Source organism: Caballeronia udeis (genome assembly GCF_044909315.1).
Lineage (GTDB): Bacteria > Pseudomonadota > Gammaproteobacteria > Burkholderiales > Burkholderiaceae > Caballeronia > Caballeronia udeis_A.
In genome coordinates, this window is the sequence record NZ_JBIYEB010000009.1 from 241,728 (window position 1) to 264,080 (window position 22,353).

At 60.8% G+C, this 22,353-nt stretch carries 19 protein-coding genes; 14 read left to right on the forward strand and 5 right to left on the reverse strand.

The genetic code is table 11. The features are described 5' to 3' along the window. Positions 1–58 precede the first annotated feature (58 nt). The 5 genes from ABH944_RS17155 to ABH944_RS17175 all read left to right on the forward strand — a co-directional run bounded on the left by ABH944_RS17155 (position 59) and on the right by ABH944_RS17175 (position 7,368). Positions 59–1,699, forward strand: coding sequence for a peptide ABC transporter substrate-binding protein (locus ABH944_RS17155; RefSeq protein WP_404609358.1), 1,641 nt, complete (start codon positions 59–61; stop codon positions 1,697–1,699). 70 nt (positions 1,700–1,769) lie between these two features. Further along, a complete protein-coding gene (locus ABH944_RS17160; RefSeq protein ID WP_404609360.1) occupies positions 1,770–3,596 on the forward strand; it encodes an extracellular solute-binding protein in 1,827 nt (608 codons plus the stop codon). 7 nt (positions 3,597–3,603) lie between these two features. Beyond that, on the forward strand, positions 3,604–4,653 hold the full coding sequence (locus ABH944_RS17165; protein ID WP_404609362.1) for a microcin C ABC transporter permease YejB: 1,050 nt from the start codon (positions 3,604–3,606) through the stop codon (positions 4,651–4,653). Beyond that, the gene (locus ABH944_RS17170; protein ID WP_404609364.1) at positions 4,607–5,758 is read left to right on the forward strand and encodes an ABC transporter permease; all 1,152 of its coding nucleotides are present in this window, start codon (positions 4,607–4,609) and stop codon (positions 5,756–5,758) included. The genes ABH944_RS17165 and ABH944_RS17170 overlap by 47 nt, the downstream gene beginning before the upstream one ends. Then, positions 5,755–7,368 carry an ABC transporter ATP-binding protein gene (locus tag ABH944_RS17175; RefSeq protein WP_404609366.1) on the forward strand — a complete coding sequence of 538 codons (1,614 nt, stop codon included), beginning with the start codon at positions 5,755–5,757 and terminating at the stop codon, positions 7,366–7,368. The genes ABH944_RS17170 and ABH944_RS17175 overlap by 4 nt, the downstream gene beginning before the upstream one ends. A 39-nt stretch (positions 7,369–7,407) precedes the next feature. On the opposite strand, the gene ABH944_RS17180 is transcribed toward ABH944_RS17175, so the two are convergent. Further along, on the reverse strand, positions 7,408–8,484 hold the full coding sequence (locus tag ABH944_RS17180) for a hypothetical protein (protein ID WP_404609368.1): 1,077 nt from the start codon (positions 8,482–8,484) through the stop codon (positions 7,408–7,410). Positions 8,485–9,338: 854 nt separating this feature from the next. Between ABH944_RS17180 and ABH944_RS17185 the strand changes: the two genes are divergently transcribed. From ABH944_RS17185 to hutG, 3 genes are all read left to right on the forward strand, one after another. Continuing rightward, entirely contained in the window at positions 9,339–10,193 is an 855-nt protein-coding gene (locus ABH944_RS17185) for an oxidoreductase (RefSeq protein WP_404609369.1), read from the forward strand. A 217-nt stretch (positions 10,194–10,410) separates the two neighbouring features. Further along, complete coding sequence (locus tag ABH944_RS17190) at positions 10,411–11,376, forward strand: LysR family transcriptional regulator (RefSeq protein ID WP_404609371.1); 966 nt, start codon at positions 10,411–10,413, stop codon at positions 11,374–11,376. Between the two features lie 71 nt (positions 11,377–11,447). After that, positions 11,448–12,242, forward strand: coding sequence for an N-formylglutamate deformylase (gene hutG / locus ABH944_RS17195; RefSeq protein ID WP_404609373.1), 795 nt, complete (start codon positions 11,448–11,450; stop codon positions 12,240–12,242). Positions 12,243–12,353: 111 nt separating this feature from the next. Here the strand turns inward: hutG and ABH944_RS17200 are convergent, their stop codons facing one another. Beyond that, positions 12,354–12,941 carry a MarR family winged helix-turn-helix transcriptional regulator gene (locus ABH944_RS17200; protein WP_404609375.1) on the reverse strand — a complete coding sequence of 196 codons (588 nt, stop codon included), beginning with the start codon at positions 12,939–12,941 and terminating at the stop codon, positions 12,354–12,356. Between the two features lie 284 nt (positions 12,942–13,225). On the opposite strand from ABH944_RS17200, the gene ABH944_RS17205 reads away from it, so the two are divergent. Then, a complete protein-coding gene (locus ABH944_RS17205; protein ID WP_404609376.1) occupies positions 13,226–15,040 on the forward strand; it encodes a sensor domain-containing diguanylate cyclase in 1,815 nt (604 codons plus the stop codon). On the opposite strand, the gene ABH944_RS17210 is transcribed toward ABH944_RS17205, so the two are convergent. Then, the gene (locus tag ABH944_RS17210; protein ID WP_404609378.1) at positions 15,034–15,990 is read right to left on the reverse strand and encodes a LysR substrate-binding domain-containing protein; all 957 of its coding nucleotides are present in this window, start codon (positions 15,988–15,990) and stop codon (positions 15,034–15,036) included. The two genes, ABH944_RS17205 and ABH944_RS17210, sit on opposite strands and share 7 nt — an antisense overlap. Positions 15,991–16,129: 139 nt before the next feature. On the opposite strand from ABH944_RS17210, the gene ABH944_RS17215 reads away from it, so the two are divergent. After that, positions 16,130–16,909: a transporter substrate-binding domain-containing protein gene (locus ABH944_RS17215; RefSeq protein ID WP_404609380.1), complete on the forward strand. Its 780-nt coding sequence runs from the start codon at positions 16,130–16,132 to the stop codon at positions 16,907–16,909. Positions 16,910–16,929: 20 nt separating this feature from the next. Next, complete coding sequence (locus tag ABH944_RS17220; RefSeq protein ID WP_404609382.1) at positions 16,930–18,051, forward strand: succinylglutamate desuccinylase/aspartoacylase family protein; 1,122 nt, start codon at positions 16,930–16,932, stop codon at positions 18,049–18,051. A 32-nt stretch (positions 18,052–18,083) separates the two neighbouring features. On the opposite strand, the gene ABH944_RS17225 is transcribed toward ABH944_RS17220, so the two are convergent. Beyond that, positions 18,084–19,505: an MFS transporter gene (locus ABH944_RS17225; RefSeq protein WP_404609448.1), complete on the reverse strand. Its 1,422-nt coding sequence runs from the start codon at positions 19,503–19,505 to the stop codon at positions 18,084–18,086. Positions 19,506–19,741: 236 nt separating this feature from the next. On the opposite strand from ABH944_RS17225, the gene ABH944_RS17230 reads away from it, so the two are divergent. Then, positions 19,742–19,993 (forward strand): DUF1488 family protein, encoded by a 252-nt coding sequence (locus tag ABH944_RS17230; RefSeq protein WP_047846077.1) that lies wholly within the window; start codon positions 19,742–19,744, stop codon positions 19,991–19,993. A 77-nt stretch (positions 19,994–20,070) separates the two neighbouring features. Next, positions 20,071–20,787 carry a Pr6Pr family membrane protein gene (locus ABH944_RS17235; protein ID WP_404609384.1) on the forward strand — a complete coding sequence of 239 codons (717 nt, stop codon included), beginning with the start codon at positions 20,071–20,073 and terminating at the stop codon, positions 20,785–20,787. A 69-nt stretch (positions 20,788–20,856) separates the two neighbouring features. Here the strand turns inward: ABH944_RS17235 and ABH944_RS17240 are convergent, their stop codons facing one another. Then, positions 20,857–21,246: a tautomerase family protein gene (locus ABH944_RS17240; protein WP_404609386.1), complete on the reverse strand. Its 390-nt coding sequence runs from the start codon at positions 21,244–21,246 to the stop codon at positions 20,857–20,859. 187 nt (positions 21,247–21,433) lie between these two features. Between ABH944_RS17240 and ABH944_RS17245 the strand changes: the two genes are divergently transcribed. Then, positions 21,434–22,336: a LysR family transcriptional regulator gene (locus ABH944_RS17245; RefSeq protein WP_404609388.1), complete on the forward strand. Its 903-nt coding sequence runs from the start codon at positions 21,434–21,436 to the stop codon at positions 22,334–22,336. The last annotated feature ends 17 nt before the right edge of the window (positions 22,337–22,353 follow it).

Sequence of the window (22,353 nt, forward strand, 5' to 3'; positions counted from 1 at the left end):
GTGCTCAAGGCCGCAGTGAAAGCCGGGCGCGGAAGTAACGAATACCAGGAGTTGCCAGATGTTTTTCTCACTACGTCCTCATCCTTCAATCGCTCTTCGCCGTGTATCGTCGGCACTTGTCCTGGGTGGCTTGATGCTCGCCGGCAGCGTGCAGGCGGCAATCGTTCCTCCTGGCGTGCAACTCGCTGCGAAGCAGGAACTGGTGCGCAACAACGGCTCCGAAGTCGAGACACTTGATCCGAACGTGGCGGAATCCGTGCCGGCCAACGCCGTCGCGCGCGATCTGTTTGAAGGGCTGACCGCGACACGCGCTGACGGCGAGACCGTTCCGGGCGTCGCGGAAAAGTGGGAAATGAAGGACCCCACCACGTGGGTCTTTCATCTGCGAAAGAATGCGAAGTGGTCCAACGGCGAGCCGGTGGTCGCCGCTGACTTTGTCTATGGATGCCAGCGTCTCGTCGATCCGAAAACGGCTTCGCCGTATGCAACCACCTACGGCATGTTCCTGCTGAACGGAGCGGATATTGTGGCGGGCAAGAAGCCGGTGGCGTCGCTTGGCGTAAGCGCGCCTGACCCGTACACGGTGGTAATCAAGACGCCGAATCCGGTGCCGTTCCTGCCCGACCTGATGTCGAATACGAACCTTGGTCCGGTGAACAAGGCGGCGGTGGAAAAGTACGGCAAGGACTGGACCAAACCCGGCAACCTGGTCAGCAACGGCGCGTTCATGCTGAAGGACTGGCAGGTGAACAATCGTCTTGTGCTGGTGAAAAATCCGCAGTACTGGAACGCCGCTTACGTGCAACTGAGTCAGGTCACGTACCTGCCGGTGGAAGACGAAAACACCGACGTGGACCTGTACAGGTCCGGCGGCGACGACTGGGTGAACCAACTTCCCTCGGGCACCTACGCCCGCTACAAACAGGAGTATCCGAACGAGATCCGCGCGGCGCCCATGCTCGGCTTGCGTTATTACTCGTTCAACAACAAGGACCCGCTCCTGAAGGACGTGCGTGTGCGCAAGGCGCTGTCCATGGTGATCGATCGGGACATCCTGGCGCAGCGCGTGACGGCCGACGGCCAGATCCCGGCGTATGGCGTGATCGTCAAGGGGGTGAAGGGCGCGGACGTCAGTGCGTACGACTGGGCCTCGTGGCCAATGGCGAAGCGTGTGGACGAAGCGAAAAAGCTGCTGGCCGAGGCGGGCGTGAAACCCGGCACCAAGCTGCAGTTCGCCACCAACACGAGTGAGTATCACAAGAAGATGGCGATCTTCGCTGCTTCCGAATGGAAGACCAAGCTGGGCCTGGATACGGAAATCCAGACGATGGAATTCAAGGTGCTGCTCAAGAAACGGCATGACGGCGACTACCAGATCGCGCGCAACGGCTGGGTGGCGGATTACAACGACGCAAGCACCTTCCTCACGCTCGTTCAATGCGGTTCCGAGCAGAACGACAACCAGGCGTGCAACGCCCGGGCAGATGCGCTGATGCACCAGGCGTCCGACTCAACCGACCCGGCTACGCGCCAGACATTGCAGACCGAAGCGGGCAAGGTGGCAATGGAAGACTATCCCATGTTGCCGCTGCTGCAATACACGATGGTGCGGCTGGTGAAGAGCTACGTGGGCGGCTATTCCACGAAAAACCCGATGGACCATTACCGCAGCGAAGACATGTACATCATCAAGCATTGAACGCTGACTGCATGCGCGCGGCCAGGGTGCGAAGTGCAATTATCGTTCAGGACAACGGCGGCAAGCGACGATGAATAGAGGCTTTATCACGCTGGGGTTTGCGGCCTTGCTCGTTGCATCGCAAACGTTCGCGAGGCCGTCGATCGCGCAATACGGCGAGCCGAAGTATCCGGCGGACTTCATGCACTTCGACTATGCGGACCCGGACGCGCCGGCTAACGGCGACATGAATTTCCAGAACTACGATGAACAGCAAAGCTATGATTCGATGAATCCCTTCCTGGTCCGCGGCGCACCTGCGCCCGACCTGAAGAACCTGATGTTCGACACGCTGATGCAGCGAAGCTGGGACGAACTGGCGTCCGAGTATCCATTGATTACGGACGACGTGGAGGTCGCCCCGGACGGCAAGTCGGCGACGTTCCATATCAATCCCAACGCCTGTTTTTCGAATGGCGACCCGATCACCGCCGCCGACGTGAAGTATTCCTATGACACGTTGGCGAGTCATCAGGCTTCGCCGATCTACAACTCGGAGTTCGCGGGCATCAGCCGCGCGACCGCGGTCGATCGCCTGACAGTGCGTTTCGACTTCAGGGAAGCACGCCGCGATGCGCCGCTGATTGCGGGTGACTTGCCGGTCTTCTCGCCGAAGTGGGGCATGAGAGCGGACGGCACGCGGCCGCCGTTCGACCAGATATCGGACGTGCCACCGGTGGCAAGCGGTCCCTACCTGATCGAGCAACGCAAGAATGACAAGCAGATCACCTACAGGCGCAACCCGGATTACTGGGCCGCCGGCCTGCCGTCGCGGCGTGGCATGTATCGCTTCCAACGCATCACGTTCAGGCTCTTCACGGATCACTACACGTCGCTGGAAGATTTCAAGGCGGGCCACACGGATATGCGCACGGAGTATTCATCATCGACCTGGGCGCGCAAGTACGTCGGCAAGAACTTCAGCAACGGGTCGCTCAGGAAAGGTGCGTTCCCCGACAGCCCGGCGCAGATGCAGGGCATCATTTTCAATACCCGCAAGCTGGTCTTCGCGGACGTTCGCGTGCGTCGTGCGTTGACGCTGGCTTTCGACTACGACTGGCTGAACCGGCTGTATTTCTACGGTCTGTATCGCCGCACGGGAAGTTACTTCCAGGACTCTCCGTTTGGTGCGCGGGGCGAGCCGGATGCGCAGGAGTTGAAACTGCTCGAGCCGTATCGCTCGACGCTTCCCGCCGCCGTATTCGGCCCGATGATCAAGCAGCCGGACACCGTGCCGCCGCATTCGTTGCGCGCCAATTTGCGCGAAGCCCAGGCGCTCCTGAACGAAGCGGGCTGGCAGTATCGTGACGGTGCGTTGCGCAACGCCAGCGGCACGCCGATGACCATCGAGATCATGGACGACCAGCCCGGCATGGGCGGGGTCATCCTGCCGTACATCCAGCAGTTGCAGACGCTCGGTGTGCAGGCGCACCTGCGAGAACTCGACAGCGCGTTGTACGAGAAGCGCATGGATGCGTTTGATTTCGACATGACCACGTATATCTACCCGCCGGTCACTATTCCAGGAGGCGAGCTGACGCGCCGCTTCGGCAGCACGGCAGCCTCGCAGCCGGGCTCGGAGAACTATGCGGGGGTGCGTTCGAAAGCCGCCGACGCGATGATCGACGCTGCATTGAACGCGCAGACGCTAAACGATCTCGAGACCGCCACGCGCGCGCTCGATCGCATCCTGATCAGCGGGTACTACATCGTTCCGGAATACTACGCACCCGATACGCGTGTGGGGTATCGGGCGCGAATGGGCTTCCCGGCGGTCCCGCCGCTTTCTTACCTGGCGGAGGACTGGCTGATCGACTACTGGTTCGTCAAGGTTGCCCCCGCCGCTTCAACACAGTGAGACTGTCATGGCCGCTTATATCCTCAGACGCCTGTTGCTGATGATCCCCACGCTGATCGGCGTCGTCACGCTGACATTTGTTGTGACGCAGTTCGTGCCGGGCGGTCCGGTCGAACAGATCATGACGCAGATGCGCCATGGTGGAAGTCACGGCGGCGAAGGGGGCGGAGGCAGCGGGTATCACGGCAGCCAGGGAGTCGATCCGCAGCAGGTCGAGCAACTCAAGAAGCAATTCGGCTTCGACAAGCCGCCGCTCGTACGCTATATGAGCATGCTCAGGAACTACGCGAGCTTTAATCTCGGCCAGTCGTATTACCAGCATCAAAGTGTCTGGGCGGTGATCCGTTCGAAGCTGCCGGTGTCCATCACGCTGGGACTGTGGACGGTGCTGCTGATCTATCTCATTGCAGTGCCGCTGGGGATTTCGAAGGCCGTGCGAAACGGCTCCCGCTTCGATACCGCCACGAGCGTGCTCGTGCTGACCGGCTACGCCATTCCCGGTTTCGTGCTTGGCGTCCTGCTGCTGATGCTGTTTGGCGGCGGCACGCTATGGCAGGCGTTCCCCATGCGCGGGCTCACCTCCGACGACTTCGACCAGCTCAGCATGGCAGGAAAGGTACTCGATTACCTGTGGCACATCGCGTTGCCTGTGACCGCGGCGGTGGTCGGCAACTTTGCGATCGTCACGATCCTCACGAAGAACACGTTCCTCGAAGAGATCAGCCGGCAATACGTGCTGACCGCCCGCGCGAAGGGCGCGCCGCAACGCGACGTGCTCTGGAAGCACGTGCTGCGCAACGCGATGATTCCGCTCCTGACCGGGCTGCCGGCAGCGTTCGTCGGTGCATTCCTCAATGGCAACCTGCTGATCGAGACATTGTTTTCACTCGATGGCATGGGCCAGCTTTCCTACGACTCGGTGATCCGGCGCGACTATCCCGTCGTGCTCGGTTCGCTCTACCTGTTCACCCTGATTGGTCTTGTGACCAAGCTCATTGCGGACGTGTGTTATGTCCTCGTCGACCCCCGTATCCAGTTCGACCGGCTGGACCGGTGAGAGCATGAACGTCTCCGTGAACCCGATCATGGGGGAAACTTCTGCCGCGGCAGCGCTGCCGTCCGAGTCGCCGGGCCGGCGCGTATGGCTTCGTTTCAAGGCGCAGCGGCTGGGTTACTGGAGCACGGTTGTGTTCGTTGCGTTGTTCGCCATCAGCCTGCTGGGCGAGGTGCTGGCAAACGACAGGCCGCTGCTGGTCCGCTACGGGGGACATTATTATTTCCCGATCCTGAAGGACTATTCGGAAAAGGTATTCGGCGGCGATTTCCCCGCGCGCACAAATTATCTCGACCCGTATATTCGCGACCGGCTGGAATCGAAGGGCAACTTCGCGATCTATCCGCCCAATCATTTTCACTACGACACGGTCGACTATTTCGCGACCACGCCCAATCCCGCACCGCCCTCGGCCGCGAACTGGATCGGCACCGACCAGTTCGGCCGCGACGTGTTCTCACGCCTGCTGTACGGTTTCCGGCTCTCTGTGCTCATGGCGCTCGCACTGACTGTCTCGGGCGTCTTGCTGGGCGTTCTGACGGGCGCGGTGCAGGGCTTTTACGGCGGACGTACCGACTTGATCGGCCAGCGTCTGATCGAGATCTGGAGTTCGATGCCCGACTTGTACCTGCTGATCATCTTCGCGTCGATCTTCGAGCCGACCTTGTGGCTGCTGTTCATCCTGCTCTCGGCGTTCGGATGGCTGACGCTCTCGGACTATGTGCGCGCGGAATTCCTGCGCAACCGTTCGCTTGACTACGTTCGCGCCGCTCGCACGATGGGTTTGTCGAACTGGCAGATCATGTGGCGTCACGTATTGCCCAACAGCCTGACGCCGGTGATCACGTTCCTGCCGTTTCGCATGAGTGCTGCGATCCTCTCGCTGACCAGCCTCGATTTCCTTGGACTTGGCGTGCCCGCGCCAACCCCGAGCCTGGGCGAACTGCTTGCCGAAGGCAAAAACAATCTCGATGCGTGGTGGATTTCCGGAGCGGCGTTCGGCGGCCTTGTCGTCACCTTGCTGCTGCTGACGTTCATGGGGGACGCGTTACGCAATGCGCTCGATACCCGTACGCGCGGTTCCGCATTCGGAGGGGCACAGAAGTGACAACTCCTTTGCTGCAACTCGACGGTTTATCGATTGGCTTCGGCGACAAGACGGTCGTACGGGACCTGAACCTATCCATAGAGCGCGGCGAACGCGTGGCGCTGGTCGGCGAATCGGGTTCGGGCAAGAGCGTCACGGCGCTTTCCATCCTGGGGCTTGCGGACAACGCTCGCCAGACAGGCTGCATCCTGCTTGATGGCGACGACCTCCTGCAAAAGACCGAGCAGCAGATGCGCGGCATTCGCGGCCGCGATGTCGCGATGGTCTTCCAGGAACCGATGACCGCGCTCAACCCGCTGTTCACCATCGGCAAGCAGATCGCGGAAAGCCTGCGTCTGCACGAGGGTTTGCGGCCGAACGCGGCCCGTCAGCGCGGCATTGAATTATTACGGCGTACCGGTATCCCCGAACCGGAACGGCGTATCGACAGCTTCCCGCATCAGCTATCGGGCGGCCAGCGGCAACGCGCGATGATCGCGATGGCGCTGGCGTGCCGTCCGCGCCTGCTGCTCGCCGACGAGCCGACAACCGCGCTCGACGTGACCGTGCGCCAGCAGATAGTGGAACTGCTGATTGGCTTGCAGGAACAGGAAGCGCTGGAGCGTGGCATGGCGGTGCTGCTGATCACGCACGACCTGAACCTGGTGAAGCGCTTTGCGCAGCGCGTGGCGGTGATGGAGAAGGGCGTGCTGGTGGAAACCAATTCGACCGCTGAACTGTTCGCGAATCCGCAGCACCCCTACACGCGCCGCCTGATCCATAGCGAGCCTGAACGCGCGATTGATCCGATCGCTTCGAATGCGCGGCGGGTGCTCGACGTGCAGGGGTTGTCGGTGGATTACCGGACGTCGGTGAAGGGCTGGCGATCCGTCTTCTCTTCGTCTTCGTTCCGCGCTTTGCAGGACGTCGGCATCGCGTTGAGGCGCGGCGAAACACTGGGCATAGTGGGCGAATCAGGATCAGGCAAGTCCACGCTTGCCGCTGCCATCCTGGGCTTGCAGCGGCCGGCGGAAGGATCGATTCATATCGACGGGCAGCCCTTGTCCGCGCTCAGGAGCGCGAACTCGCGGCGGATGGTGTCGTCGCGGCTGCAAGTGGTGTTTCAGGACCCCTACGGATCGTTGTCGCCGCGTATGACGATCGAGCAGATCGTGGGCGAAGGGATCGCATTGCATCGGCCGGAAGTGGACGCGGTGGCACGTCGTCAGCGCGTGCTGGCGCTGCTCGATGAAGTCGGTTTGCCGGCCGAGGTCCTGCCGCGTTGTCCGCACGAATTTTCCGGCGGCCAGCGGCAGCGTATAGCCATTGCCCGTGCACTTGCGGTCGAGCCGGAACTGCTGGTACTCGATGAACCCACGAGCGCGCTCGATGTATCGATACAGCAGCAGGTGCTCAACCTGCTCACGCGGCTGCAGAAAAAATACACGCTGAGTTACCTGTTCATCACGCACGACCTTGCCGTGATGCGTGCGATGGCGCACAGGGTGGCGGTCATGAAGGCTGGGCGGATCGTGGAGATGGGCGACACCCTGGACGTATTGCAAGCGCCCGAACATCCCTATACGCAGGCGTTGCTTGCGGCTTCTATCGTGGCGGGTGCTGCGGCCTGAAATAACGAGGCGGCAGGAGTTTGTCGTTAAGCCATTGGCTCAGGACACGGGCTCGTCGTTCTTTTCGTTCAGGCGGCGTTTTACGCGCAGCGCGCTCACCGGGCCGGGCTCCGGCGAGTCAGTTCCCGAACCCGGTTCGTCGCTCGGCGCGGCGGGCTTGTCCGGGACGATCATCTTGCGCAGTTGCGGCGCGATCGAGGTCGCCTCGAAACACAGCTTGATGCCAAAGCGCGCGCGGTTGAGAAGATGCGCCGTGGACACCGCGCGCCAGAAGCGGTTCGGGTTGAAGCCGGAATAACGCGATTCGCGTTCGATCAATGCCTTGCCGTCGGGCAGGTGGACGAAGCAGCAGTGCTGGAACCATCGGAGGTCGCGATGCGTATTGCCGGTCCAGTGGCGGCCAATGGCCTGGTAAGCGCCCAACTCCACAATCTGCTGCCCTTCGTCCGCCAGCGTATTGAGTGCAGCGGAGATAAACGACTCGTCGCCGTGATGCTGCAAATTCGCGATCTCCGCCACATAACGTTCACAGTGCCGGCGTGCGCGAGGCACCAACGCCCTGAGGAACGCGCTTGTGCTCAGCAGAAACTCGCCGCCATACCAGCGCGGATTGAGCAGGTGCCGGCCGGCCACGATCTCGAGATCCTTGATGACGTTGGCGCTGCCGTAAGCGGGAAATACCTGATCCGATATGTCAAACGCACCGATTCCCGCGTCGGCACAGAGGTGAAGCAGTTCGTCGTCCAGGGGACGGATGGCGACAATGTCCGAATCGAGCAGCAACAGCAGCATGTCGGGCGCGAGCATGCCGGCCACTTGTTCGAGCAGGTCGAGCTTGAAATGCGCCCCGTAGAACTCCGTGTTCCTTGGAACATTGACGCTGGTGATCAGTTCGTGCACGAACGGACGCCGCTCTTCCGGCACGAGGGAAAAGCAGGCGTTGACCGCGTCCGGTGCATTCGTGAAGACATTAAGCCGGGGCATGCCTGCATGAAGCAGGGTCTTGTTTAAACAAAGCGCCTGACGGGCGTAGGACAACGGATCTTTACTCGTGCTATTGGGACTGGCGTTTGCGTCGACATCAACGAAGACCAGCGTACAAGGAAAAATTTCCATTGTTTGGTTGTCCACTTCTTTAATCGGGAATTTCTTGCTGATTTGAATCGGGCCATTGAATAACCCGCCGTTATAAGCATCGTGGGAGATATGAATACCATGTGTCCGCCAAAATGCCGGACACGTGAGACATAGATGGAGGGATTTAGCCAAATTTGGATAACCCGTAATCAAGCGTACGGGTTTTTTCAGTGAACGCGCGCAATGCGATTTGTAAAACCATTATTGGACGGCAAGAGCTACCGTCGTTTTGAATACACAGTAAGCTTGACCGTCTTGTTTATGACAATGACGTAACGTGTGTTTGAAACGGGTGCCTTGTCGGGGCTCGCGGCTCAGATTCGGCGGATGCATCCGCAATACCGAATGGGGATTAATGGCTACGACAGCAACTTGAGCGACGTGATATTACTCATGCCTTTCGGAACCCAAAGATGCACCGTTCGAGGGTGCCGGATTATTTCGGTATGTTAAAAAAAGGGGCATTAACCTCCTAAAGAAAACCGCGGAAGGGGCGAGTTTGCCCGTGTCGCTTTCGCACCAATTTTCTGCGCGTTGGCGAAGTCGAAATGAAAGTCCTCCCCGGCCTCGGACTGGTAAAACTAAAAATCAGATTCGACCTTGAGCCAGTCGCCACCCGCAGAATCAGCAAGCTGAACCCGGGAAGCCGGAAATTTCCGGGAACCTTAAGCCGGCTGCTCCGTGCTGCATTCGCGCATCGCGAGTAAGCTCTAGCGGGGATTTCCGTGCGAGCGTGGTTCCGGCGAAGAACCCGGACGTTTGCATTCCGAAAGCCCTCCTCATTCCGCTGCACCAATACAACCGACTTTCCGATCTATAAATAGGAGCTTTCCATGATGAATCGAGACAATCCCGTATGGCTCATCACCGGCTGTTCGACCGGTTTCGGCCGCGAGCTGGCAAAGCTGGTGCTGGAGCGCGGGTGGCGCGCCGTGGTGACGGCCCGTGACCCGTCGAAGCTTGGCGATCTGGCTGAAGGTCACGGAGACCGTGCACTGGTGCTGCAACTGGACGTGACCGACCGCCAGCAGATCGCCGATGTTGTTGCGAAGTCGCAGAAGCATTTCGGACGTATCGATGCGCTCGTGAACAACGCCGGTTACGGCTACCTGGCAGCAATTGAAGAAGGTGAAGACGAAGCCGTTCGAGCGATGTTCGAGACCAACGTGTTCGGTCTCGTCGACATGACCAAGGCCGTGCTGCCCGTCATGCGAGCACAGAAGAGCGGCCTCATTGTCAACATTTCGTCGATAGGCGGGATTACGAGTTTCGCGGCCACGGGCTATTACCACGGCACCAAATACGCGGTGGAAGGCATCTCGGAGTCGCTCGCGATTGAAGTGAAACCGCTGGGCATCGACGTGCTCGTGGTCGAGCCCGGACCATTCCGCACCAACTGGGCCGGACCATCGATCAAGCAGTCGGCTACGCGCATTGATGACTATGAGGGGACCGCGGGCGAGCGCCGCAAGCAGACCGAAGCGCGCAGCGGCAATCAGGCGGGTGACCCCGTGCGCGCGGCGCAGGCGATCATTGACGCAGCACTCTCGGACACTCCGCCGTTGCGTTTGCTGCTCGGCAAAGCCGCGCTTGAACTGGCGCGCAGGAAAGTCGCTTCGCTGACTCACGACTTTGACGCGTGGGAAAAGACGACCATCGGCGCCGACTTTCCGGAAGGATCGCGCTAAGCCAGAACATCGCGCGGGGCATGAGGCGGTGCATGAGGCAGGCGCTCCGCACGCCTCCACCTCACCGCGATTGCAGGAAACGCCGCTTCCGCGAACATTTTGCATAAGGCAAACTTATGCTTATCGACGGAAAACGCTGCAGCTTCGCACGGTCCCTGGCAGCGCAGGCATGCTGGGACCTTGCCCCAAGCGGGCGCCGCGCCAAACCGGAGCGCCTATGAGACGACCGCGTCACCCCATCGACTTGCGTGCGCTGCAGGCGTTCGTAGCCGTCTGCGACACAGGTTCGATGACTGCCGCTGCCAGGCAACTCGGCGTGAGCCAGAGTGCAATCAGCCAGGCTGTATCCGCGCTCGAACGCGAGCAGGGCACGAGCCTGTTCGACCGCGACAGCCGTCCGCCGCGTGCCAACAGCGCCGGACGCGCGTTGCTCGAACTTGCCACGCCGCTGCTTGATCATGCCCAACGGGTCAGCGCCCGCATTGACGAGGTATCGGATGTGGGTAACGCTTCGGTGCGGCTTGGCTGTGTGGACTCGTTCGCGGCGACCGTGGGCCCCGAACTGATTCGTGCGTTGTCGGGTTCGTCGCGGCAGATTGCGTTGTGGTCGGGACTGACGCCGGGGCTGACCAAGCAGTTGCACGATCGCGAGATCGATCTGGCCGTCTGCACCCAGACTGTCATTTCGGACCCTCGTATAGTGGAGATTCCGTTGTTCTCCGAGGCGTTCGTGGCCGTGGCGTCGCGGCGTTTCCTCGCGTCGCGGCCGGCGGCGGACTGGCGTTTGCTTGCGAGCAGCCTGCCGTTGATCCGGTATACGGGGCGTTCGGTCATCGGCCAGCAGGTGGAGCGCTTTGCGCGGCATCTGGGTATCGACAGTCCGAGGCGTTATGAATTCGACGCCACCGATCCGCTGCTCAGCCTCGTTGCCGCAGGCCTGGGTTTCGCGATCTCCACGCCGCTTTGCTTATGGCAGGCGCGTCACTATCTGGACGAGATCGACGTGTTGCCACTCCCGCCCGGCGGCCTTGCACGCCGCGGTTTTTTCCTGCTGCATCGTGAAAGCGAATGGGACGGTTTTGCGGCCGAGCTCATCTCCCTGACGCGCGGCGTGCTTGACCAGCGCATTCGACCGGCACTGCAGGAAGCGCTGCCGGCCCTGCCGGACGACGCGCTCCAATAATCGCTTATCGACTTGCCTATCGCGCTTTTTTCGACACTTGTTTTGCCTACCTACTTCGCCCGGAATCCATCATGACCGATCTCTACACCTTGCATCGCGGCGACGCTCCGCTGCTCATTTCCATCCCGCATGTGGGCACCCGGATTCCCGAGAGCTTGCGGCCGTTGTACACGGACATAGCGCTGACCGTTGCCGATACCGACTGGCATCTCGACCGCCTTTACGACTTTGCCCGCGAGATGGGCGCGACAATTCTGGGCGCACGCATCTCGCGCTATGTGATCGATCTGAACCGCCCATCGGATGACGAAAGCCTCTATCCGGGCCAGACAACCACCGGTCTGTGCCCGGGTGAAACCTTCCGCGGCATGCCGCTGTATCGTGATGGCTCGCAGCCCGATGACGCCGAGAAAGCGCGGCGCGTAGTCACTTACTGGCAGCCGTATCACGAGGTGCTTGAAGCGGAACTGGCGCGATTGCGGGCGGCGCATCCGAACGTGTTGCTGTGGGAAGCGCATTCCATCGCAAGCGTGTTGCCGCGTCTGTTCGAGGGCAAGCTTCCTGATCTGAACATTGGTACGCAGGATGGGCGCACCGCGGCGCCGGGCGCTTTGCAAGCCGTCACGGATGTCGCTGCGCGGAGCGCCTATACGTGGATCGCCAACGGCCGCTTCAAGGGTGGCTACAACACGCGTCACTATGGAACCCCCGAGAGCGGCATTCACGCGATACAACTGGAAATGTGCCAGTCGACCTACATGCACGAGACGGAACCGTTCGACTACGCGCCTGAAGCGGCCGGCAAGGTTCAGGTTGTCGTGAAGGACATGGTGGGCGCTGCGCTGAATGTGGTCCGGGGGTTGTAAAGCGAGCACATTGCCGCTGCCGTATCCGTACTGGCATCAACGCGGGTTCGCGGACCGCAATCCGTCACCGGTGTAGAGGAGGGGAACGAGGGAGGCTATTGCGTCCCTGCGTCAACTGTCCTCAACCGTATCCCCGCGCTCTGCAATGATCCGTCCCAGCTCCCGCGTTGAAGGCACGCGGCGCATTGGATTCGTGGACCCCAATTCATCGTCGGCCAGGTTTTCAATCAAAGCGAGCAATACCTTCCGCGCGGTCTTGATGTCCTGCTCGCTCAGGCTCGCCACGCTGATCTCATTGACTTCCTCCGCGAGCGGAACGAGCTTTTCTTTCAGCGCCCGGCCCTCGGCAGTCAGGAAGACGTGCACGTTTTTCTTGTTCTCGGGCATCTGCTGACGCTCGACATAACCCAGCGCCTCCATGGCCTTGACGGCGGCAAAGGTCGTGGGCTCCATCACCCCCGCCTGCGTGCTCAGCTCGCGCTGCGTCAGGCCATCCGTCTCCCACAAGATTCGCAGGAACGTCCAGTGCCCGTACGATACGGTGTGCTCGGTAAGGCGCATCTGCATCGCGCGCACCATCGAACGCGCAGCGTCCTTCACGAGGTGGGCCAACCGGTCGTTGGGTACGGCGTCGTGCCAGTGACGCAGGATTGCAGCGGTTTCCCGAGGCGCGCTGTCCGCAAGTTTCTTTCGTGTCATGACCGTGTTTTCCGAAGCTCGAGGTATTGCCCAGACCGACATGATAGCCGGTCGGAACCAACCGGAAGAACAGCGCCGCGCGGTCCGTGCATGATGGAAAAATTCACGCTGATGCCGGCATGAGCACGCCTGTTGCACAAGCGGGTTCCTGTATAAAATCAATCTGCCGGTCGAACCGCGAACACCTGTGTGTGCAGTGCAAGATTGAACGTCTCAGCCCCCATGCGGGAATTGTCGTTATAGACTGTATGCACTGCTCCCAGTCACCGTCGACAGAATCGGATATGCTGGCTCCCGCTAAATTTGACGACGAAAGCAACCCGGTTCATGCCTTGCGATCGCCCGACGGGGACACACTCCCGGACGAACGATTCGACGGCCTGACCCGCCTCGCCAGACACCATTTCGGCGTTACCGTTGCGCTGATCATGCAGGTTGATGCACAGCGGCAGTGGTTCAGTTCATACGACTGTCTTTCTGCGGGGCCTCTCTTCCCGCCAAGCCCTCGCGAGTTATCGTTCTGTGGCAAGACAACCTGTGACGACGAGCTCCTGGTCGTGCCGGACACCCTCGCCGACAAGCGCTTTTACAGTCACCCGCTTGTCATGGACACCCCTCGCGTCCGTTTTTATGCGCAATGCCCGCTGCGGGCTTCGAACGGAGAACCGCTCGGTGCCTTTTGTCTGCTCGATACCAGGCCCCGAGAACTGAATCAGGCAGAGCACGAATGCCTGCGCGAGTTTGCCCGGCTGGCGGAAGTGATCGTTGAGCGTGATCATGTGGCCGCCCAATTAAAGGAAGAGCAGGACGCGCTGTGTGAGCGAGAGAAAAGAATGGCGCTTGCCATTGCAGGCAGCGGCACGGGCATCTGGGATCGCAATATCGTTACCAACGAGATCCACTATTCCGCGGGATGGAAAGCCATCCTGGGTTATGCGGACTGGGAACTGACCAATGAGCTCAACGAGAGCTACAAGCGGGTCCACCCGGACGATCTCGCTTACGTTCAAGCGGCCATCCAGGCACATTTCGATCAAAAGACGCCAAGTTATGAAGTTGAACATCGCATCCGGTGCAAGGATGGCGGCTATAAATGGATCTCCAGCCGCGGCAAAGTGGTAAGCCGTGACACCGCGGGCCGGCCACTGCGCATGATTGGCACCACTACGGATATCACCGCCATGCGCGCGATGTCGGAACGGCTGCAGGAATCGGTCGACCTGATCACCAGCCTGACCAACGAGGTGCCGGGTCTGGTCTTTCAATATCGCCTGCTCCCGAATGGCGAGTCGTTTTTTTCGTATGCAAGCGCGGGCATTGAAGATATCTACGAGATCACGCCGCAGCAGGTGGCCACGAGCGCGGCGATCATCAATTCGATCGTGCACCCGGATGATCTCGCGGCTTATCGTGCGTCCCTGGAACACTCCGCCGCGAGCCTGACGCCGTGGCACCTTGAATACCGTGTCGAGTTGCCAAGACGGGGCCTGTGCTGGCGGCAGGGTGACGCACAGCCCCGGCGGCTGGAAGACGGCAGCACGCTGTGGCACGGCTTCATTACCGACGTGACGGAACGCAAGCGCACAGAGTCCGAACTGAAGGAGTTCGCGACCATCGACTTCATGACGCAGTTGCCCAATCGCCGCCATTTCATGGTTCAGCTCGAGGCGGTACTCGCGCGGATACGGCACACGAAAGAGGGCATCGCGGCCATCCTCATGTGCGATCTGGACCACTTCAAATTGATCAACGACACTTGGGGACACGCGGTCGGCGACCGGGCGCTCAGGCATTTCGCGTCGCTCCTGCAGGCTGAGCTGGGAAAGCAGGGCATTGCCGGCCGCGTTGGCGGCGAGGAGTTCGCGGTGGTGCTGCCCGGTATCGGCCTGAAAGATGCAAGGGCGTTCGCCGAACGAGTGCAGCAACGGATTGTGGAAGCGCCGCTGATGGAAAGCGACTGGCGAATCGCGCTGACGGTCAGCATTGGCATTACCGTCATGAATGCGGCCGACGCAGCCCCCGACGCGTCCCTTTCGCGCAGCGACGCCGCGCTATATCGCGCGAAGGAGCGGGGGCGCAATCGTATCGAGTGTCATTGATCTGGCACCTCGTCTGTCACGCCGGTCGCGCCGGTCACCGCAGTCACGCCCGTTGCGGGCAGCATTCTCGCAAACGATACAGCCATGGACGCCAGCTCCTGCGCGACCGGCGTCAGCGGCACGCCTGCCCGGCGCAGCAGGCACACGCGCGTACTCATGGCCTGTTCCTTGATCGGGACGATCGCCACGTGGTCCCTGAAAAATGGGTGGGCCGCGAGACGCACGGGCTCGAGCGACAAATAATCGCTGTTGGCCACGCAATGCAGCGTGTCGAACACGGCTTCGGTGGTGGCCGCGATACGCGGCGGTTCAAGCCCCGCGTCCTCGAACAAGGCGGACAAGCGGTTCACTACGTCGCCCGAATGACGAGGCCGGGTGCTGACCCACTGGCAGTCCTGCAGCGCCCGCAACGATCGCGCGCGGGCCAGCGGATGACCCTGCCGCGCGATCACGGTGACGGGCGATTCAAACAGCGTGGTGGCGTCCAGGTCGTGGATATCGGCTTCGGTCGACGCCAGCGCCAACGCAAAGTCCAGGCTGCCGTCGCGCACCCACGACGTCAGGACCCGCGACGTGGCGCTGGTCAGGTGAACGTCGATACGCGGGCACCGCTCACGAAAACTCGCCAGCAGCGCGGGAAATAATCGCATCATGGCCTCAGCGGCGACGCCGAGCGAGACCTGCCCCGTCAACTCGCCGCGCAGCTGACGCATTTCGTTTTCGGTTCGGACGCACTCGCCAAGGATCACGTCCGCCCGAATCCGCAGGCGCTCGCCGATCGAGGTCAGGCGCGCACCGCGATGCCCGCGCTCGAACAACGGTCCGCCCGCGCTGGTTTCCAGCTTCCTCAACTGCTGCGTCACACCGCTCTGGGCAATGCCGAGGCTGCGCGCCGCCGCCCTGAGACTGCCGGCTTCAGCGACAGCGACGAATACGCGAAGCTGAGTCAAGGTCAAGTCCACTGTAACCGTCCGGGTGATAGGTAAAAGTGATCATGATAAGTAAAACGGGCCTATTTGGTGGCATTTTGCACTCGTACCATGCAGGCGTCCTATCCCCATCACTGTGTTCACTACTGAGTAAGCGCCGATGAAAACCCTCCCTTCGTTGCTCGCCGCCGCCGTGATCGCGGCCGTGACCGTCGCCACGCCGGCCTTCGCGAAAGACGCGAACGTGTTGCGGCTGGGCATCGATCCGACCTATCCGCCGATGGACGTAAAAATGCCCGACGGCTCCGTGACCGGTTTCGACGTCGATCTCGCCAACGAGATCTGCCGCCGCATCGCGATGCATTGCCAATGGGTCGAAATGGAGTTTTCCGGCATGATCCCGGCGCTGCAGGCACGCAAGATCGACGCGATCATCTCGTCGATGGCGATCACCGAAAAGCGCATGCAGCAGATCGCGTTTTCAACCAAGCTGTTCCAGTTCAAATCGCGTTTGATCGCGAAGACCGGTGCTCCCCTGACCGTCAGCGCGGAGGGTTTGCGCGGCAAGCGCGTTGGCGTGCAGAGCGGCACGCAGTTCGAAACCTATGCACAGAAGAACTGGCAGCCGGGCGGAGTGGAAGTGGTCGCGTATCAAAGCCAGGACGGTGTCTTTGAAGACCTGACGGCTGGCCGGCTGGACGCGGCGCTGCTGGGGTCGGTGGAAGCGGATAACGGCTTCCTGAAGACCCCGCGAGGCAAGGGATTCGGTTTTGTCGGCGGGATGCTGGATATGGGTGACCATGGCACGGGCATTGGCCTGCGCAAGGACGACGTTGCGCTGAAGGCGAGCATTGATCAGGCGATCACCAGCATGCGTGCCGACGGCACGTACCAGAAGATCGCCCGCAAGTACTTCGACTTCGACGTCTACGGCAACTAACAGGATTTCAGGAGCATTCGATGCATACCCAAAGCACGCCGCTGGTTTCCACGTCCATCGGCACGCGCCGCGAGTTCGTCAGCTTTCACTTCGGCACCCCCGGCAAGGGCGAGAAGATCTACATACAGGCGTCGCTGCACGCGGACGAAATACCCGCGATGCTGACCGCGTGGCGCCTGAAGCAGCGGCTGATCGAACTGGAGAAGGCGGGGTGCATTCGTGGCGAGGTGATCGTGGTGCCGGTCGCCAATCCGATCGGACTGTCGCAACATGTGCTCGGGCAGTTCCTTGGGCGCTTCGAATTGAATAGCGGCCACAACTTCAACCGCAGCTTTCCGCTGCCGGCCGCCGCCGCTTTGGTCAAGCGTATTGGCAGCCAGTGGACGCAGGATGCGGACAGCAACACGCGCTTGCTGCGGCGGGCCGTGTGCGAGATGCTCGCCGAGGTCAAGCCGAAGAACGAGTTCGAGTCCCTGCGCCGCGAGATGCTGATCGTGGCGGCCGACGCCGACGTGATCCTCGACCTGCATTGTTCGCTTGAAGCCACCATGCACCTGTACACGAGCCCTGCGAGCTGGCCGTCGGTCGAACCGCTCGCGCGCTATCTGGGCGCAAGCGGTGTCCTGCTCTGTGCGGACTCGGGTGGCCAGTCATTCGACGAGGTTCACACGCAGTTGTGGAACGACGTTCGCGCGCTGCTGGGCGAGGGCACGCCGCTTGCCGCGCCAAATGTTGCGCTGACGGTCGAGCATCGCGGCCAGCGCGACGTGTCCTACGAATTTGCCGGGCAGGACGCGGAGGCGATTGTCGATTACCTGACGTATCGCGGTGTGATCGAAGGTGAGGCGCGCGAGTTGCCGCCGCTCGGTCATCCGGCAACGCCGCTGGCCGGCAGCGAGCAGTTCATTGCGCCCGCAAGCGGCGTGGTGGTGTATCGCGCGCAGGTTGGGGCACATCTGAAAGCGGGTGACCCGGTGTTCGATATCGTCGATCCGATCACCGACGAAGTGACCACGCTGACGACGAAAAACGACGGTGTCTTTTACATGCGCCGCGCAATTCGTTTTGTGATCGCCGGCGCACCGATGGGCCGTGTAACGGGTGCCGTCCCGTTCAGGACCGGGGTGCTGATCGGCGCTTGAACATGCCGCTCAGGCAGCGCGCGTGAATAGCGTCACTTGACCTCGCTCGCACGCCCGCGTGCGGATCCTCGCGAAGCAGAAATCCCCGCCCCTGCTTCAGCGGGCATCCGCATGAACATCGGATAAGAAGCAATCACAACGAGCGCGGTAACAATAAAGGCAGAGGCCAACTGCCAGCGTTCGGCATGCGTGCCGGGGGCCACGATCATGGTGACTTGAATGGTCCCTGCCGCGACCGTCACGCCTACGGCTTTCATCAATTGCTGGGCGGTACCCTGGAACGAGGTGGCGGCAGCCAGCCGGGCCTTGGGTACATCGGCGAAAGCGAGCGCCCCCATGGTGGCGAAGCTAAGCGAGCGCGACAAGCCGCCCACCAGCAGCAACAAGAAGATGCCCCCTGCCGGCCAGTTTTGCGACATGAGCGAGCACACCATCAGCACGGCGGCAAACGAAACGCTGCCTGCGCACAAGACGGTCCGGACAGAGAAGCGCCTTAGTGCAAGCGATGTCATGGGACGCATGCAAAATGACCCCAGCGCGCTGGCGAACGTCACCAGGCCGCTAGCGGAAGCGCTATAGCCGAACCCGGCCTGCAATGTCAGCGGCACGAGAAATGGCAGCGCGCCGGCACCGGCACGAAACAGACTTCCCGCAATAGTCGCCGCATGAAAAGTCGGAATGGAGAGCAGCGAGAAATCGACGGCCGGATCGTCCACGCGGCGGCAGTGCCTGACCGCCACCCAGAACATCAGCACGCCCGCAGCAACAAATGCAGGCGACGCAAACGGCGGCAGGACCCCGCGTCCCGCGCATTCAATGCCGGTCATGAACAGCGTGAGCGACCCGCCTATCAACATCATGCCGCGAACGTCAGGCGGCGCATGATGTTCGGGAGGCGCGGCCGGCAACAAGCGCCAGGTCAGCAGCAGACCCACAATGCCAACGGGCACGTTGACCCAGAAGATGCTGCGCCACGAGAGGGTATCGGTGAGAAAGCCGCCTAATGGCGGACCCATCAAGGGGCCGATGAGCGCCGGCATGGTGAGCCATGTGGTGGCCTGCAGCAACTCCTCGCGTTTGACGCCACGGAACAGGATCAGACGTCCGACCGGCACCATCATTGCCCCGCCAATTCCCTGCACGATACGCGCAACAATGAGTTGCGGAAGGTTCGCGGCAGCCGCACACGCGAGTGACGCCAGCGTGAAAGTTGCGATTGCCCACATGAAGACGCGCTTGGCGCCGAAGCGGTCGGCCACCCATCCGCTAGCGGGAATGAAGACCGTCAGCGCCACCAGATAAGCGGTAATGGCGCTGCTCAAATGCACCGGGTCAACGCCGAGATCGCGCGCCATCGCGGGCAGGGCCGTCGCGACGATCGTACCGTCCATGTTTTGCATAAAAAGCGCGCTGGCTACGACGGCGGCGGTGATGCGGAAGTTGGCTGGTTTCACGAGGCGGCGAGCGGATTTCTTGTGGAGCCGACGACGCACTTTCAAGCAAAGCGCCGAAGGTTCAATCGATTGCGTGGCACCAGAGTCTACTTGAACCAGGGGACACGATGCGAGAGCATCGACGTGTCTCGTTCATTACAAAAGCATTGCACGTATGAGGCAAGGAGCGCCGGGTCAGGGTAATTACTATGAAGAACACCGTCGCGCGCGTTATACGAATGGGACTAGGATGGCGTATGAAACTCAATTTCCCGAACCCCAGCCGGTCCTACGACGACTCCAGGCACTGCGTGTGCTTCTGGGGGTATGACGGTTCGCGCGAGATCGCATTCCAGATAGGCGATGCGGCCCTGTCGAGTTTCAATCCGCAAATGGGGTCGGGCGAATCCGCCGTGCTCGCCGCCTTCGATCTGTACCGCGAACGCATTCTCCTGAAAGCTGAGGACCTGTACGTGCGCGGCTCGCAAAACATCTTCAAGATATCCTGAGCTCAGGTTGCGCGTGCTTGTGTTCGTTCGAACGCCTGCGCTCTGCAGACGCCTCTTGTCGCGTATAAAATCGCGGCATGTCCAAGCCAGTTCCCACGCATCCTGAAAGCCGCACGAAAAGCCAGCCACAGGCAGGGTCAGAGCACGCGTTGCCGTTGCGTGCATCCGGCACGGCGTCGTTGTTGCTGGCCGCGTTGATCGCGACCATGGCGTGGCTGTCGCTTGCCGCACAAACCGACATCACGGTTCATCGAATGCTGGCCAGGGGCTTAAGCGTATTCGATGGGATTGAACGCCTCAGCAGCTATCTGACGAACCTGACGGTATTGACCGTCGCCCTGTGTTTTTCGTTTGTCGCCGCGCTTGGCCACTCATCGCTCGGGCGATTTTTTCGCAAGCCGACCGTGGTGACGGCGGTCGTCGTGTACATCGTATTTGTCGGGTTGGCTTATAACCTGTTGCTGCGTCACCTGTGGACGCCGGCGGGATATCGCGCGGTGCTCAACGAATGCCTGCACACCATTATTCCGGTGTTGTCGGCACTCTATTGGGTGCTGTTCGTGCCGCGCTTTCATCTGACTTTGCGGCAATGCATGCTGTGGCTGATTTATCCGCTAGCTTATCTTTGCATCACGCTGTGGCGCGGCAGCATGTCGGATTTTTATCCGTATCCGTTCATTGATGTCAGTGAACTTGGTTATCCGCATGTGCTGCTCAACGCGACCTTGCTCGTGCTGGCGTTTGTCACACTGATGGGCGTGTTCATTGCCTTGAATCACAGGCGTCCGCATTAGCGCGTGATCGAATGACCGCCGGTCGCGTGCGTGCGCGAACGGCGGTTTGTCTTGTTGCGCGTACGGTAGTTACTTCGGCGCGTAGTGCATGTCACCATTGCCGAACGACCAGTCCTCGCGATTCACCTCGACCAGGTTGATCCAGACGTCTTCCTTTCGTATGCCCGTCTTCGCATGTATGCCGTCGGCCACCGCGCGGTAAAAGGCCTTTTTCATTTCGATCGTCCTGCCGGTGTTCCAGGTTACCTGAATAAACACGATTCCCGGTGTGTAGGTCACGCCCAGGTATCCCTCCGCCGGATAGATCAATTCGTCCGGCGCATGACGCGTGATGATCTGGAACTTGTCGTGCTCGGGCACTTTGACTACATCGATCATGGCGTCATACACGACGTTGCTGATTGCCTGAACGACTTCAGGCGAGGCGGTTTGCGCAAGATTGATTCGAACGAGTGGCATGGTCTGACCTCTGGCTTAAGTGGGGAATAGGGACGCGCTGGCCACGACCTGCCGGGTGTGTTGTCGTGCCTGGAGTTTGCCCACTGCGATAAAAGATACTGCAGTCGCGTGGTTCGCCGTTGAAGATTAGACTAGGTGGAAACTTGCATCAAGCGCATAATTTTCATATGAACCATGAGAGGTGGGCATGTTATTCGAAGACCTTAAAACCCTGGTTGCGGTGCTCGACCATAACTCGTTGACGCGGGCGGCGGATGTGTTGTCGCTGACGCAATCGGCCATATCGCGGCGGATTCAGCATCTTGAAGCGGTCCTGGGCGCGGAGCTTCTGGATCGCAATAGCAAGCCTCCTCAAGCAACCGCGATTGCGCGCCGGATCTATGAACATGCGGTGCCGCTGATGCGCAGCGTGAATCAACTGCTCGAGATTCCCCGGGAAGAGGCCGTGCCGAGCGGGACGTTTCGTCTTGGCCTGTCGCAGGTGGTAGCGGAGATCGTTTTGTTCGATGCGGTAATGCGTCTGAAAACCGCATTTCCGGCGCTGGAGGTTCAGTCGCACACCGAATGGAGCACGGGGCTGTTGCAGCAGGTCAGCCTTGGGAAACTGGATGCAGCCACGTTGCTGCTGCCGTCCCCCAGCACGCTGCCGGCCAATGTGGCGGGACGGTTCATCACGACGCTGGAGGTGCTCGTGGTCCAGAGCAAACGGCGGCCGGTGGTTGAGCGGCGCTCGAGCATCAAGGCGCTGGCGGAGCAGGAATGGATCCTCAATCCGCTAGGCTGCGGTTACCGGGCCGCGCTGGAACGGGCGATGCAAGGGGCGGGGCGCGAGCTCAGGCTAAGCGTGGATACGCACGGTACCGAGATGCAACTGAAGTTGATTGCTGCGGGGCTTGGTTTGGGACTCGTGCCGCGCAGTGTGCTTGGGCGAAGTAATTCGTATGCCGAACTATCTGTTGTCGATGTGAAGGACTTTTCGTTAAGCCTCGATATCTGGCTGATCCACCCCGTTCAGTTGGGCAATTTAAAAAGTGCGGCCAGCGTGTTCGGGGATGCCGTAGCCGAGGGGTTTGCGAGTACTGTTGGCTGAGCAAGCGTTCCTTGCGC

Bases quoted from the DNA above. Each gene is read 5' to 3' on its own strand.
- ABH944_RS17155 (WP_404609358.1), top strand. From the start codon at position 59: ATGTTTTTCTCACTACGTCCTCATCCTTCAATCGCTCTTCGCCGTGTA.
- ABH944_RS17160 (WP_404609360.1), top strand. From the start codon at position 1,770: ATGAATAGAGGCTTTATCACGCTGGGGTTTGCGGCCTTGCTCGTTGCA.
- ABH944_RS17165 (WP_404609362.1), top strand. From the start codon at position 3,604: ATGGCCGCTTATATCCTCAGACGCCTGTTGCTGATGATCCCCACGCTG.
- ABH944_RS17170 (WP_404609364.1), top strand. From the start codon at position 4,607: ATGTCCTCGTCGACCCCCGTATCCAGTTCGACCGGCTGGACCGGTGAG.
- ABH944_RS17180 (WP_404609368.1), bottom strand. From the start codon at position 8,484: ATGGAAATTTTTCCTTGTACGCTGGTCTTCGTTGATGTCGACGCAAAC.
- ABH944_RS17185 (WP_404609369.1), top strand. From the start codon at position 9,339: ATGATGAATCGAGACAATCCCGTATGGCTCATCACCGGCTGTTCGACC.
- ABH944_RS17190 (WP_404609371.1), top strand. From the start codon at position 10,411: ATGAGACGACCGCGTCACCCCATCGACTTGCGTGCGCTGCAGGCGTTC.
- hutG (WP_404609373.1), top strand. From the start codon at position 11,448: ATGACCGATCTCTACACCTTGCATCGCGGCGACGCTCCGCTGCTCATT.
- ABH944_RS17200 (WP_404609375.1), bottom strand. From the start codon at position 12,941: ATGACACGAAAGAAACTTGCGGACAGCGCGCCTCGGGAAACCGCTGCA.
- ABH944_RS17205 (WP_404609376.1), top strand. From the start codon at position 13,226: ATGCTGGCTCCCGCTAAATTTGACGACGAAAGCAACCCGGTTCATGCC.
- ABH944_RS17215 (WP_404609380.1), top strand. From the start codon at position 16,130: ATGAAAACCCTCCCTTCGTTGCTCGCCGCCGCCGTGATCGCGGCCGTG.
- ABH944_RS17220 (WP_404609382.1), top strand. From the start codon at position 16,930: ATGCATACCCAAAGCACGCCGCTGGTTTCCACGTCCATCGGCACGCGC.
- ABH944_RS17230 (WP_047846077.1), top strand. From the start codon at position 19,742: ATGAAACTCAATTTCCCGAACCCCAGCCGGTCCTACGACGACTCCAGG.
- ABH944_RS17235 (WP_404609384.1), top strand. From the start codon at position 20,071: ATGTCCAAGCCAGTTCCCACGCATCCTGAAAGCCGCACGAAAAGCCAG.
- ABH944_RS17240 (WP_404609386.1), bottom strand. From the start codon at position 21,246: ATGCCACTCGTTCGAATCAATCTTGCGCAAACCGCCTCGCCTGAAGTC.
- ABH944_RS17245 (WP_404609388.1), top strand. From the start codon at position 21,434: ATGTTATTCGAAGACCTTAAAACCCTGGTTGCGGTGCTCGACCATAAC.